Here is a 13,065-nt window from a genome sequence, read left to right as displayed (position 1 = left end):
CTGGCCGATGCCTCTCCCGAGCTGACCGATGGTCAGCGTGTTGCCCTTGATGGCTTTCAGGATTGGCTAATCGCCTCCGAGGCGGATTGCCCGTTTGTGCTCAGCGGTTATGCCGGCACCGGCAAAACCTTTTTATCGGCTCGGTTTCTGCAACTGGCTGATGCCGCCCATCTCTGCTGGACCGTGGCCGCCCCCACCCACAAAGCTGTGGGGGTGCTGCGTCAGCAGCTCGAGGACCAGGGTCTGCGTCCCACCTGGTATCCCTCCACCATCCACCGCCTGCTGCGCCTCAAGCTCAGCCGCCAGGAGGAGCAGGAACGCTGCGATCCCACCGAGCAGACCGCCACTGCGCTTGAACACCTGGGCTTGGTGCTGGTGGATGAGTCGTCGATGGTGGATAGCCGCTTGCTGGAGATCACCCTGCAATGCGCCCACACCTATGGCACCCGCTTGGTGTTTGTCGGTGATCCGGCCCAGTTGCCGCCGGTGAGTGAGCAGAGCAGCCCGGTGTTTGCGATGAAGCGCTCAGAAGCCCACCACCTCCAAGAGGTGGTGCGCCATGGGGGGCCTGTGCTGCGCCTGGCCACCGGTCTGCGGCAAGGGCAATTGCCAAGCAGTCAACCGCCGCTGCTGCCGCCTGTGGATGACGACAGCGGCCGGGTGGCGGTGGTTAGCCGGGAGGAATGGATCAGCCAGGCCCAAGAAGCCTTGCGGTTGAGCAGCGAGCGGCTCGATCCAGACCACGCCCGTTTGCTGTGCTTCACCAACCGCACCCTGGAGCGTTTGGTGCCGATTGCGCGCCGGGCCCTGCACGGGGAGATGGCGGATCAACTGCCCGTGTTGCCTGGTGAGGTGCTGATCACCCGCTCGGCTGTGATGGCACCGGCTTGCCAAGAGGGCTTGGCCAATGGAGAAGATGCCGATCTGGTGTTGGGCTCGAACCGTGAATTGTTGGTGCGTGATGTGGCCCCAGATCGCTGTGATTTGGCTGATTTGGGGCTCAAGGCCGCTCCAGTGATTGAAACCCTGCGGGTGGATGTGGAGGCCGGTGAAAGCCAATTGCAGCTGCGTTTGGCGCCAGCCGCAGGCAGCCCAGGCCGGCAACGGCTCGATGCGGCATTGGCTGATCTGCGCAGCCAGGCCAAGCAGGCCGAAGGCAGCCAGCGTCGTCAGCTCTGGCGCCAGTTCTTTTTGCTGCGCGATTCCTTTGCCAGCGTTGGCCCTGCGGCAGTGCTCACCGTTCATCGCAGCCAGGGCAGCAGCTTCACCGATGTGTTTGTGGCCCCCGATGTCTATTGGCCGCAGCAGGAGGAGATTCGCCGCCAGTTGGTTTATGTGGCGGTGAGCCGGGCTCGGCGCCGGGTTTGGTTAGTGGGGCGTGAGGGCCCTGAGGCCCTGCGCTCAAGCTGGCAGCAGGGGCTCAGCTGATGGCGGCGAAGCCATCAAGCCCGCTCCAGCCCGACCAGCCCAGATAGAGCGCCAAGGCGACGCTGATTAACCCCAGGATCAAGCTGCTGCGCTGCTCGATGAACTGCTTGCCTTGCTCCAGCAGCGGCTGCACCTGCTGTTTGCGGACCAGCACCAACAGGATGGGAATCAACAGCAGGGTGCTGCTGATCAGGCTGAAGTAGGCGATCAAGCCCAGCTCCAGCAGCTGGCTGTGATGACCTCCCTGCACCAGGGAGGCCCCCTTGGCCAACAGGAACAGGTTGTCGGGGCTTAGGAGCAGGGTCAGTGGTGCGGTGAGCAGCAGCACCGTCAGGGGCAATTGCCCGACTTTCTCCAGCTTGGTGATCCAGCTGCCTTGGAGATCTTTGAAGTCTTTGGGTTTGGGGTCCAGTTCTCGAATGCCCAGGGCTAGTAGCGCTCCGGCGGCAAACAGATCAATTCCCACCTGGTGAATCCCGCCTTTCTCCATGGAGAGGGTGAGCCCCTTGCCCACCGTCACCAGCAGTGCGATGGCAACGCTGTTGGTCACAAACCAGGCACCGCTGAACAGGCTGGATTTCAGCAGCGGTGTGCTGCCCAGCAGCAGCAGCAGCACCAGGGCGATGTCGAGGGGACTGAGGGCAACGGCAAAGCCGCAGGCCGTGAGTTCGGTGATCGTGCGCGTCAGTGGCACGGCGCATTCCAGTGTTTGAGCGCTCGATTCTCGCGCTCAAAGCCCAGCACGCTGTAGGTGCCGGTGCCCAAGATCAGGTGTTTGCCTCCGCAGGCGCCCTGCTCCATCCAGGTGCCGGCCAGGCTGCGCAGGATGTGGCCGTGGGCAAACAGGGCCACATCCCCCTCGATCGTGAGCAGTTGATCGATCAGCCGCTGGCAACGCGCCGTCACCGCAGTGGCATCCTCACCGCCGGGGCAGCCATGGCTCCACACACTCCAATTCGGCACGGTTTGCCGGATCTCTTTGGTGGTGATGCCTTCGTAGTCGCCGTAATCCCACTCGCGCAGGTCTTGGTGCACCTCAGCGCGGTCGCTAAGACCCGCTAGTTCGCAGGTGCGCCGGGCCCGTTGCAGTGGACTCACCCACACCTGCGCAAAGGCTTGACCACGCAGCCTTGGGGCTAAAGCCTTGGCTTCCTCTTCCCCCTCAGGCAGCAGTGGAATGTCGCTACTACCGGTGTGGCGGCCATTGCGGCTCCACTCGGTGGCCCCGTGGCGGAGCAGCCAGATGGATTGGCTCGCGGCCATGGGCGGGCTCCGGATGGGAGGTTCTGCTGAACCCTATGGAGCGGATTTTGCTAACGGGTTAACGCCCCGCCTTGAAAGTAGTCAGGCCTGACTTCAAACCAGTCGGCACCGGTGGTAGCGACGCGGCTGCTATCCACCGAATCAACTCGGGCTCCAAGGGGGCCGCCTTCGCACCAAACCCGCAGTTCCGTGAGGTGTTGTTCGTTGCCTTCGGCTTGCACCTCCACGCTGCCATCGCTGCAGTTGCGCACCCAGCCAGCGAGGCCCAATTCTTGTGCCCTCCTGCAGCACGCGGCCCGGTAGCCCACACCTTGGACCAGCCCTCGAATGCGGAAGCGCCACCGTTCGGCTGGAAGGCTCAGGGAGCGATTGGGTTGGCCATCACGCCCTAGGCGCTTGGCAACTTGCCGGCGGCGTGCGTCAACCGTTGGGGAATCGAAGGGCATCCACCCCAATGGAGGTGGAGCCAACTTGCGTGCACGGCGGCGTCGGTCCATCCCTCAACCCTAGACCTCACGCCCCACCCCTCCAGCTGCCAAGGTGCTGCCTCCATCGGGCTGTCGCCGAGTTGCCAGCGGTGGAATTCATGGCCGTGCAATACCTCTCCTTGGCGCACCACCAGCCCATCGCGCTGCACCTGGGCGCGGCGATACCCCAGGCTGAGCGCACCGCGGCAGGCCCGATGCGGCAGCAGGCCGGCCATGGTGTGGCTCAGACCATCAGCGTCGACCAACTCCTGCCCTAACAGCAGCAGTCCGCCGCATTCGGCATAAATCGCGCCCCCTGCCGCTCCATGGCGGGCCAGTGAGCCGAGGCTCTGGCGGCATTGGCTGAGCTCCTTGGCATGCAGCTCGGGGTAGCCCCCCGGCAACACCACCGCGCCGCACTGCGCTGGCAAGGGTTGATCCGCCAGTGGTGCCCAAGGCGTCACTTCACAGCCCAGATGCTGCAGGGACTCTTCCAGCTCGGGGTAGCAGAAATGAAAGGCGGCATCCCTGGCCACCGCCACCACAGCACCATGGGGCGCTTGCTGTGGCCCAAGACCCATCAAGGGATGCTCTGTTGCCGCAGCTCCATTTCCATCACTGGCCAGTTGCGGCCAGAGGCGCTCGAGATCAAGCCATTGCGCCGCCAACTCCGCCCATTGCTGGCTGCGTTTTGGCCAATCGGGCAGGTCCTGGGGTGGCAGCAAGCCCAGATGGCGGCTTGGTAGTTCCAGAGCTGGATGGCGCGGCAATACCCCCAGCAGCGGCATGTCGATCTGCTCGAGCACATCACTCAGCAGCTGCTGGTGCCTGGGCGTGGAAACACCGTTGAGCACAACTCCGGCAATGGTGAGGTTGGGGTCGTGATCGCGAAAGCCCCGCACCAAGGCCGCTAACGATGCGGCCTGACGGCTGGCTTCCACCACCAACAGCACCGGTAAATCAAGGCTGGCGGCTACCGCAGCGCTGCTGCCTTGGGAGCTGGGGCCAACGCCATCGAACAGCCCCATCACCCCCTCCACCAGGGAGAGAGGTTGCTGTTGGCTCCACCAGCGAAAGCTGCGGTGCACCCACTGTTCACCGCAAAGCAGTAGATCGAGATTGCGGCAGCGAACCCCACTGACGCGACTGAGCAATTGGGGGTCGAGATAGTCCGGGCCAACCTTGAAGCTCTGCAGCCCCTGCCCGCGCTGGGCAGCAACAGCGGCCAGCAGCAACGACACCAGGGTCTTGCCGCTACCGCTGCAGGGGGCGGCGATCAGAAGCGTCAAGCCTGAGCTGAATCAGCGCGGCAGCAGTCTGGATGCCAGCGGGACGCAGGCGGCAAGCAGCGGGTTGGTGCTGTCGTGGCCACCGCGCAGGGTGCGGGAGACCTCCCGTTGGGCGGACTCAATGGTGGAGGTCACCACCTGCTCCACCAACTCCATCCGGGCCATGCCGCCGGCTTCTAGGCGCATGCAACCGCCGGTTTCACCGCAGAGGATCACGCACAGCGGCGCACGGTGCTCGGGCCTGCAGACCAAGCGCAAGCCCACGATGCTGCCGGGATGGGTGCTGGGATCACCCACCGGGACAGGCATCTGGCGGACTTGCACGGCAACTCCATCGGGCCGGCGGAAGCTGGCGCTGATGCCATCGCCGTCGCAATGGTTGCTCGACTCCAGGCTCCAGCCCAGGCGGTTGGCAATCCAGGCAGCCATCAACAGGCCCTGCACGGGCTGATGACCTTGCACATCGATGTCGAGTTGCACCACATGGGCCAAGGCGTCGCGCCGGCCTGGGTGGTCAAACACCATGGCCAGGTTTTCCCGCCAGCTCGAGAGGCGATACCAGTTCAGATCGCTGATGGCCTGGCCGGCTGCGGCGCGCTGGCTGAGCACATCAAGGGCGCGGGCTGGGGTGCCAATGGCCGTGTCGATAATCAGCCGCCGCGGCGCCTGCGTGATGCCTTCAAAAAGATCCGGTGCCTCATCCAGGGTGCCGTTCCACCACACCCAGCAGGGCAGTTCAGCGGGAATCAGCGGATTCACCATGCCAAGCCCACGCTGGAGGGCCTCCATGCCGCCGCGCATCACCACAACATCACCGCAGACGGATGAGGCTGGCCCGTCTTCAGGCAGAGGGCAGTAGGCAGCTACCAGGGTTTCCAGATGCTGATGGGCATCGAGGCTGGGGGCCAAGGTGATCAGCCGCCGGGGTTGGTGCAGGCTGATGGCCGGATCCACGTGCTGGCCGCGGAGATCCTCGCTGGCCTGATCCCCCGGCAGTTGCCCCAATTGCCAGGCCAGCTCTGGGGCCAGTGGCGATGTGGAGAGCGGAAGCCCGCAAGTGGGAACGGCTTGGCGCGCCGCCTGCAGCAGCTCCTCGCGTTCCAGGCCCGTGATGGGGCCATCGAGGCGGCCGAGCCGCACCAGCTGCTGCTCGATCCACGACGGCTGCCACACCAACAGGCTGAAGGTGGCGGCGCCACTGGAGGTGGAGTCCTGTTCACCGCCATTCCAGAGACGCCCGAGGTAATCGGAGACGTCCTGGGGTGGGAGTTCCAGCGGTGCCTGAAGAGTGAGCTGAGGAGCCATGGTTCAACGGGGTGGCAGAAACGAACGGGAGAGAGACAAGCGATTGCTCAGGGGCGACGCCACAGCAGGCCATCACGGGCCAACAGGCTGTCGGAGGCGGCCGGACCCCAGGTGCTGGCTTCGTAGGGGTAAACCGGAAGCTGCCAGGGCTGCTGTTCAATTAGCTCCACCAGCGGCGTGTAGAGGCGCCAGGCGGCCTCCACTTCATCGCTGCGGGTGAACAAGGTGGGATCGCCGAGCATGGCGTCAGCGAGCAGCCGCACATAGCCCTCGTCGGAAGGCTCACCAAAGGACTCGTCGTAGGAGAAGTCCATATCCACTGGCCGGCTGCGCATGCCAGAGCCTGGAGCTTTGACTTCAAAGCGGAAATCAGCCCCTTCGTTGGGTTGGATCCGCAGGATCAATTGATTCGCTCCAGGGGCGCCGCCGCCTGAGGAATCAAATAGGTGCACTGGAGCTTCCTTGAAGGTCAGCACCACCTCACTCATGCGCTTGGGCATGCGCTTGCCGGTGCGCACGTAAAAGGGCACCCCCTGCCAGCGCCAGTTGTCGATGAACAGCTTCATCGCCACGTAGGTCTCCGTGGTGCTGTTGGGATCCACGTTGGGCTCTTGGCGGTAGCCCGCCAGAGGATCACTGCTGTTGCCACCAGGGCCGTATTGGCCGCGCACGCAGCAGTTCCAGGGCTCGGCCTCATCGGCAAGCCGTGCGGCCTGCAGCACCTTGGCCTTCTCATTGCGGATGGCCTCGGGGTCGTAGCGGCCCGGGGTTTCCATGGCCGTGAGGGCCAGCATCTGGGTGAGGTGGTTTTGCACCATGTCACGCAGGGCACCGGAGGTTTCGTAGTAGCCCGCGCGCTCTTCCACGCCAACGGTTTCCGCTGCTGTGATCTGAACGTTGTCGATGTAATTGCGGTTCCAGATCGGCTCGAAAATGGTGTTGGCAAAGCGCATCACCAGGATGTTTTGAACCGTCTCTTTGCCGAGGTAGTGGTCGATGCGGAAGATCTGGTTTTCTTGCCCGCAGCTTTTGACCACCCGATTGAGTTCCTGGGCACTGGCGTAATCGCGGCCAAAGGGCTTTTCAATCACCACCCGGCTGCGATTGGGATCGGCCAGTAGACCGGCTCCCGCTAAGGCGCGGCAGCCACTGCCGTAGAAGGCGGGGGAAACGGATAAATAGAAGGTGCGGTTGCTGCGGGTGGCGCGCTGGCGGTCGATCTGCTCGAGGCGCTTACCAAGCCGCACCAGGTCGTCGCTTTTCTGCAGATCCACTGGCTCATAGAAGAGGCCGGCAGAAAAGGTTTTCCAGCTCTCAGGATCGTCAGCGATCTTGCTGGCGAGCGCCGCTTCCATCTTTTGGCGAAATTCGTCGTCGCTCCAGGGGCGGCGAGCACAGCCAAGCACAGCAAATTCGCTCGGCAGCCGCCGCTGCCGGAACAAATCAAACAGCGCTGGAATCAGCTTGCGATGGGTGAGGTCGCCGCTCGCGCCAAAGATCACCAGGCACTGCGGTGAGATCACCCGCTCCTGGCGCAGGCCAACGCGGAGCGGGTTGGTCAATGTGGCGGTCATCCCGTGGCCTCAGACAGAGGATTTCCACACGATGAAGGCCACAGGTGAACAGAAGGTGAATGGCCTGTTCTTCTGCAGATTTGACCGCCTGGGCGAAGACCTGATCAGTAGGTCTCGACGTGCCAGCGCTCGGCTTTTTTGAGTTGAGGACGCAGTTCAGCCCAATCCAAGCCCTTGGCGGCGGCGGCGGCGGTCATCGCTTCATCAATGCCGGGCTCCATGCCCCGCAGACCGCACATGTACACGTGGGTTTTGGGGTCTTCGATCATCGCGAAGATCTCATCGGCGTACTCCGTGACGCGGTCTTGGATGTACATCCGGCCGCCCTTGGGATTCTGCTGCTCGCGGCTGATCGCCTTGGTGTAGCGGAAGTTGTCGGGGTACTCGCTCTCGTAACGCAGGAAATCCTCGTCATAGAGGAGGTTGGCGGTCTTGGGGGCACCCATGAATAGCCAAGCCTTGCCGCGGAACTTCCAGCCGTTGGCTTCGCGCTCTTTGGCTTCAAACATGCGGCGCAGGTAGGTGCGCATTGGGGCGATGCCGGTGCCGGTGGCCAGCATGATCACGTTGGCTTCTTCGTCCTCGGGCAGCAGCATCTCCTTGCCGACCGGGCCCGTGATCTTCACCTTGGCGCCAGGCTCGATGTCGCAGAGGAAGGTGGAGCAGGTGCCGTAGATCTGCTCACCGGCTTCGTTTTTGTACTCGAGCTGACGCACGCACAGCGACACGGTGTTGTCTGCCATGTCATCACCGTGGCGGGTGCTGGCGATGGAATACAAACGCAGCTTGTGGGGCTTGCCCTTGGCGTCTTCGCCGTCGGGAATGATGCCGATGCTCTGGCCTTCCACGTAGTGCAGCTGGGGGTCACCACCTTCAAGGTTGAAGGTGATGTGGTTCACCCGGCCGATGGCGCCATCCTGCAGCAGGGAATAGTTCTCAGTGACCGTGCCCACAAATGGATTTTTGGGCTTGTAGAGATTGACCGGCACCTGCGCGTGGGCTGTGGCGGGCTTGCTGGCAGCAGGTGTAGTCACAGGAGCTGGAGTTGGAGGGGTCGTAGGTGTGGCGACGGGCTGGGTCCCATCAATAGGCGTCACCCGAAGGATGCGCGCTCCGCTGCGGCCGATGTTGCGCATGACGGAGTTGAGCTGGTCATAGCTGACCTTCAAGACCTCGTTACTGCGTTTGACTCCAGCTCCTGACATGCCGGCCACTTCAATGGCGAACATGCGGGGAGTGCCTGGAGCTGCAGAGACAGGAGGTACGCGCATGGATCTGGGAAAGGCGCCGCGACTATAGGAAGCTTCTGCAAGCTTCCTTCCCGCCGTCAGGGCTAAAACACGTTTAGTGTCACTGATGTTGCAAATGTGACCCTCTGGCGGCCCCAGTCCTTTTGTCTTCGATCCCAGAACAATCCAACGCCTTGGAGCCGATCGAGCAGCAGATCGAGCGGCTGCCGAACGCAACGCGTCGCCTAGCGGCCCAATTGCGGTTGCCGCTCGAGATGGAGGCGGTTTGGACGGTCCTGACCGATTACGACCGCCTCACCAGCTTCATCCCCAATCTGATTTCCTCCCGGGTTGTGAGCCGTGAAGGCTTGGAGGTGGTGCTCGAGCAAGAGGGTGCCCAGCGTTTTGCTGGATTGCGCTTCACGGCCAAAGTCACGTTGGAGCTGCGTGAGCGGCGCCCTGATGGCATGCTCGACTTCCGCATGGTGAGCGGCGACTTCCGCCGTTTTGAGGGTGCTTGGTTCCTTTGCCCTGACCCTCTAGGTGGCGTTCGGCTGCGTTATGAGGTGTTGATTCAGGCCTGCAGGGGAATGCCCATTGGTCTGATCGAGCAGCGCCTCAAAGAAGACCTCTCGATGAACTTGCGTGCTGTGGCCGCTGAAGCGATGAAGCGCAACAACGAGGCTTCTGTTCAAGCAGAAGCCGCCCTTCCCTGAGCTACGCCTACTTCCTGGTAGACGTTTGCCTGCAGGTGATTGAATCGCCAATGTCTGGATACCCCCAAGGGGATTCGAACCCCTGTCGCCTCCGTGAAAGGGAGGTGTCCTAGGCCTCTAGACGATGGGGGCGAGGCCGTTTGGCAAGAAGCCAACTTAAACCATCGGGTCCGGCCTGGGTCAAGCTAGCTGCTCTGGCCTCTCCAGATCGGAACGGTGAAGTGGAAGCAGGCCCCTTCGCCTGGGTCTGAGACCACCCAAATGCGCCCGCCATGGACTTCCACAATGCGGCGGCAAACCGACAGGCCAACCCCAAATCCCGAGGTTTGTCCTGCGGTCTGTGGTAGCCGCACCCGGTCTTGGAAGATGCGTTGTTGCTCTTCGGTCGGAATGCCTGGACCGGAGTCGCTCACGCTCACCTGCACCCATTGGCTGGTGCGGTGCAGCAGCTTCAAGCTGACCTGGCCGCCATCTGGGGTGAACTTCAGGGCGTTCTCCAGCAGATTCAAGATCACCTGCCGCATGCGCCGTTGGTCGGCGTACACATCGGGCAGGTCTGAGGGCACATCGGTGAGCAGTTCCAAGCGCCGGTTCACCCACAGCTTTTCCAGCTCGAGGATGGCTTCGGCGGCGATGGGAGCTAGCCCCAGCCGTTGCGGGTTAAACAGTGCTTCCCAGCGGGTGCTGCCCACCTCCAGTAAATCGTGGGAGAGCTGCTCGATGTCCTCGAGCCGCCGATCCATCACATCGAAAAAACGATCGGTTTTGATCTGCTCGAGCCGGTAGCTCTGCAGCGCCAGGTTCGCTGCGGTGAGGGGGGTGCGCAGCTCGTGGGCCACCATCCTCAGCAGCCGTTCCTGAACGCCCAAGCGTGAAGTGAGCGTTTCGTTCTCTTGGCGCAACACCAGCAACTGATCCTCCAGCTGCATTTCCCGTTGGCTGGTGCCGCCTGCGCTATCTGAGGGATTGAGGCTGGAACTCAGGCCACTCACCATGCCGAGCTGCTGCCAGCGGGGCAGCCAGTTCTGCAGTTGCCGCTGAATGGCATTGCCCGCAAAGACCTGCTTCGGGGCCGGGTCAAGCTTGATCAGCGCCGGTGTGGCCACCAGGCGATGCAGCTCGAGCAGTTCCGGCTGTTTCTGTGGATCAGCAATCGAGAAGCTGATGTTGAAGGTGTGCTTTTGTTCCTCGAGAAAAGACAGCAAACCCCTGACGTCGGGCCCAGCAAGGTGGTGGGGCCCAGCGACCAAAAGCAGGGAGACGCCCTGCTGATTTTCGTTATCGCCGGTGGGAGGCAATGAAAGCCGTCAATCGGGTCCAGGTTATTGAGGTTTCTTGATTTGCTAAGCAAAAAAGGACAAACCGCAGTAAACGACCCAGCGCGTTGGGTTTGGTTGGCGGCTGGTTTGTTCCTGCTGCTGGGTCTGCTGGTGCAGTTTTGGCGCCTTTGGTCGCTCAGCGCCTCGTATGACCAAGGCATCTTCAACCAGGTGCTCTGGAACAGCGGCCACGGCCGCTGGTTTGCTAGCAGCCTCTCCTCCCAGCTCTCCAGTGCTGTGTTGCATGGGGGGTTGGCGCCTGATCCCAGCTACCAGCGCCTTGGCCAGCACTACACGCCATTGCTGCTGCTCTGGGCTCCGCTGGTGCGGTGGTTGGGCTTCGCCGCCTTGCCCCTTGTGCAGGTGGGCCTGATGACGGCGGCCGGGTTGGTCTTGCACCGCCTGGCGCGAGGCTTGCTGCCCGCAGGGCTAGCTGCGGCTGTGGCCTGCAGCTTTTACGGCGCCCAGGCGGTGATTGGCCCCACCTGGTGCAACTTTCATGATCTCTGCCAGCTGCCGCTGCTGGTGTTTTTGCTGCTGTTGGGGCTGCTTGAGCGGCGTTGGTGGTTGCTGCTGTTGGCGGCTTTGTTGATTCCGTTGGTGCGTGAGGACACCGGTGTTGTTCTCTTTGGCATGGCCCTGTGGATGGGCCTACGGCGCCAGGCCCCCTGGTGGGTGGCGGCGTTGATCGGCCTTTGGGGCGCTGCCTGGTGCGTTGTGGTCACCTCGGTGTTGATGCCCGCGGTGAGCGCTGATGTCAGCAAGCGCTTCATGGTGGAGAACTTTGGTCAGTACACCCCTGGAGCCGAGGAGCTCAGCAGCTTGGAGGTGCTCAAGGGTTTGCTGCTCCAGCCGTGGCGTCTGCTCTGGGAGCTGATCAATCCCCCCGGAAAAACCCTTGGGTATCTGGCGGCGCAGTGGCTGCCGCTGATGTTCGTGCCCGCGCTCAGCCTCGATGCCTGGTTGTTGGTGGCTCTGCCATTGGCGGGATTGCTCTTGGCCCGGGGCAGTAACGATCCGCTGTCGATCAACATCCGCTACGCCCTGTTGGTGGCACCGGGCCTCTTCGCGGGGGCGGTGTTCTGGTGGCAGCAGCGCAGCCAGCTGTTCGCAAGGCGCCGTTTGCGCCGCATTTGGAGCGGGTGTGTGCTGCTCTCGCTGCTGTTGACCTTGGCCAGTAACCCCAACCGCAGCCTGTCGTTTTTAGTGCCCGACAGCTTTGTCCCTTGGGTGCATCTGCCCTTGGCTCAGCAATGGCGCCATGGAGCGCAGGTGCGTCAGGCCCTGGCGGTGATCCCTGCTGATGCGTCGGTGGCGGCGAATACTCCGTTGATTCCATTGCTGTCGCACCGCCAGGTGTTGGTGCGTTTGCCGGCCTGGCGCCATTGGCAAGATTCCACCGCTGAGCTGACACCGGTGGATTGGGTGGCTGTGGATTTGCAGCTGCCGGCTTGGCGGGCTGCTGCCTTTGACAGCGACCGGCGGCAGGTTCAGCGATTACAACAACGCTTGGAGGAGCTGCGCGCTGAGGGCTACCGCACTGTGCGTGAAGAGGGTGGTGTCGTGGTGCTGCGCCGCAGTTGAAGATGATCTGCAGCTTGGGGATGTTTTTCTTTGCCCCTGGCTAAGACGAAATTGAGAGATCGTCCCTGATCAGTGGAACCCGTCTCCCTGTTTCGAGCCAAGCCGACCGTTGAGCCGCAGCAGCGGCTGCAATTCGATACATCGCTGCGGCGTTGGTTTAATCGCAATTTGGGGTTGTGGCGCTCCCGCCGTCAGTACTTCTTTGACGACGATCAGGCCATGCGGGTCGACATGTTTTTACGCATGGAGGCATTCAGTGAGCCGGTGGAGGGAGAGGCGGCCTACCGCTTCACCTGGTGGCCCGAAAAGGAATACGACTTCTTTGATAAGAACCCCCGTTACGTGCGCGAAGGAACTCTGGAGGCTTACTTATGCGGCCATCAGTTGCGCCGCAGCCGCGGTTATCTCTGCGGCTCACCCACCAAGAGCCAGATTCGCCAGGTGGATGAGCATGAGTTGGTATTCGAGTCCCATTACCTCGAGTGGGACATTCTTGAGCACATCCGTTTGGTAGACATGGACCGCTACCGGGCTCGCTCGATTTATTCCTGGTGCAACGGTGAGCTGGTCTTAGCCGAAGTGCACCACGAAGAGCGTTTGGAATCCTCGGGCCAACCGTTGACGTCCTGATTCGATCGCGTTGCCGCGGGCTGTGGGACGGGCTAGACAGCCTGGAGCCGATCTGCTCCTCGATGACCTCAGCAGCGAAGCCAGTTCAGGAGCCTGACGGCTGGGATGAGGAAATCAGCGAGGAGGAGTTGCAGTTTTTGGCCGAATGCATGCCGGAGCACCTAGCGGCTAAAGCCGCTGAGCTCGAGCAAGACCTGCCGGCTTTTCCAGAGGTGTCCCACTTGAGCGAAAAGCGACCACTGCGCCGGGCGGCTTGAGCAA

At 62.5% G+C, this 13,065-nt stretch carries 13 protein-coding genes and 1 tRNA gene; 5 read left to right on the top strand and 9 right to left on the bottom strand.

The window, feature by feature from the left end; all coding sequences use genetic code 11:
• The gene (locus SIB46_RS04570; RefSeq protein ID WP_413297708.1) at positions 1-1,428 is read left to right on the top strand and encodes an ATP-dependent DNA helicase; all 1,428 of its coding nucleotides are present in this window, start codon (positions 1-3) and stop codon (positions 1,426-1,428) included.
• Here the strand turns inward: SIB46_RS04570 and SIB46_RS04565 are convergent.
• From SIB46_RS04565 to SIB46_RS04535, 7 genes are all read right to left on the bottom strand, one after another.
• Complete coding sequence (locus SIB46_RS04565; RefSeq protein WP_413297354.1) at positions 1,421-2,122, bottom strand: GAP family protein; 702 nt, start codon at positions 2,120-2,122, stop codon at positions 1,421-1,423. The genes SIB46_RS04570 and SIB46_RS04565 overlap by 8 nt on opposite strands.
• A complete protein-coding gene (locus SIB46_RS04560) occupies positions 2,113-2,691 on the bottom strand; it encodes a histidine phosphatase family protein (RefSeq protein WP_413297353.1) in 579 nt (192 codons plus the stop codon). Before SIB46_RS04560 ends, SIB46_RS04565 begins: the two co-directional genes overlap by 10 nt.
• A gap of 50 nt (positions 2,692-2,741) precedes the next feature.
• Positions 2,742-3,137 carry an acylphosphatase gene (locus SIB46_RS04555; RefSeq protein WP_413297352.1) on the bottom strand — a complete coding sequence of 132 codons (396 nt, stop codon included), beginning with the start codon at positions 3,135-3,137 and terminating at the stop codon, positions 2,742-2,744.
• Positions 3,080-4,447 (bottom strand): cobyrinate a,c-diamide synthase, encoded by a 1,368-nt coding sequence (locus SIB46_RS04550; protein ID WP_413297351.1) that lies wholly within the window; start codon positions 4,445-4,447, stop codon positions 3,080-3,082. Before SIB46_RS04550 ends, SIB46_RS04555 begins: the two co-directional genes overlap by 58 nt.
• 12 nt (positions 4,448-4,459) lie before the next feature.
• Positions 4,460-5,752 (bottom strand): glucose-6-phosphate dehydrogenase assembly protein OpcA, encoded by a 1,293-nt coding sequence (locus tag SIB46_RS04545; RefSeq protein WP_413297350.1) that lies wholly within the window; start codon positions 5,750-5,752, stop codon positions 4,460-4,462.
• Positions 5,753-5,799: 47 nt separating this feature from the next.
• Positions 5,800-7,326, bottom strand: a complete 1,527-nt coding sequence (gene zwf / locus SIB46_RS04540; protein WP_413297349.1) for a glucose-6-phosphate dehydrogenase — start codon at positions 7,324-7,326, stop codon at positions 5,800-5,802.
• A 104-nt stretch (positions 7,327-7,430) separates the two neighbouring features.
• Entirely contained in the window at positions 7,431-8,597 is a 1,167-nt protein-coding gene (locus tag SIB46_RS04535) for a phycobilisome linker polypeptide (RefSeq protein WP_413297348.1), read from the bottom strand.
• A 122-nt stretch (positions 8,598-8,719) separates the two neighbouring features.
• On the opposite strand from SIB46_RS04535, the gene SIB46_RS04530 reads away from it, so the two are divergent.
• Positions 8,720-9,271 (top strand): SRPBCC family protein, encoded by a 552-nt coding sequence (locus tag SIB46_RS04530; protein WP_413297347.1) that lies wholly within the window; start codon positions 8,720-8,722, stop codon positions 9,269-9,271.
• 59 nt (positions 9,272-9,330) lie between these two features.
• Here the strand turns inward: SIB46_RS04530 and SIB46_RS04525 are convergent.
• Together SIB46_RS04525 and SIB46_RS04520 are read right to left on the bottom strand one after the other, a co-directional pair.
• Positions 9,331-9,403: transfer RNA gene (locus SIB46_RS04525), tRNA-Glu, on the bottom strand.
• Between the two features lie 53 nt (positions 9,404-9,456).
• Positions 9,457-10,569: a histidine kinase gene (locus tag SIB46_RS04520; RefSeq protein ID WP_413297346.1), complete on the bottom strand. Its 1,113-nt coding sequence runs from the start codon at positions 10,567-10,569 to the stop codon at positions 9,457-9,459.
• A 96-nt stretch (positions 10,570-10,665) separates the two neighbouring features.
• Here SIB46_RS04520 and SIB46_RS04515 point away from each other — a divergent pair, with 96 nt between their 5' ends.
• The 3 genes from SIB46_RS04515 to SIB46_RS04505 all read left to right on the top strand — a co-directional run bounded on the left by SIB46_RS04515 (position 10,666) and on the right by SIB46_RS04505 (position 13,061).
• A complete protein-coding gene (locus tag SIB46_RS04515) occupies positions 10,666-12,174 on the top strand; it encodes a DUF2079 domain-containing protein (RefSeq protein ID WP_413297345.1) in 1,509 nt (502 codons plus the stop codon).
• Between the two features lie 72 nt (positions 12,175-12,246).
• Positions 12,247-12,804: a hypothetical protein gene (locus SIB46_RS04510; RefSeq protein ID WP_413297344.1), complete on the top strand. Its 558-nt coding sequence runs from the start codon at positions 12,247-12,249 to the stop codon at positions 12,802-12,804.
• 62 nt (positions 12,805-12,866) lie between these two features.
• Entirely contained in the window at positions 12,867-13,061 is a 195-nt protein-coding gene (locus tag SIB46_RS04505) for a hypothetical protein (protein ID WP_413297343.1), read from the top strand.
• Positions 13,062-13,065: the final 4 nt, after the last annotated feature.

The sequence above is a fragment of the Synechococcus sp. MIT S9452 genome, from assembly GCF_047304245.1.
Lineage (GTDB): Bacteria > Cyanobacteriota > Cyanobacteriia > PCC-6307 > Cyanobiaceae > RCC307.
The sequence above is the reverse complement of the archived record's forward strand: the minus strand, read 5'-3'. Positions and strand labels throughout refer to the sequence as shown.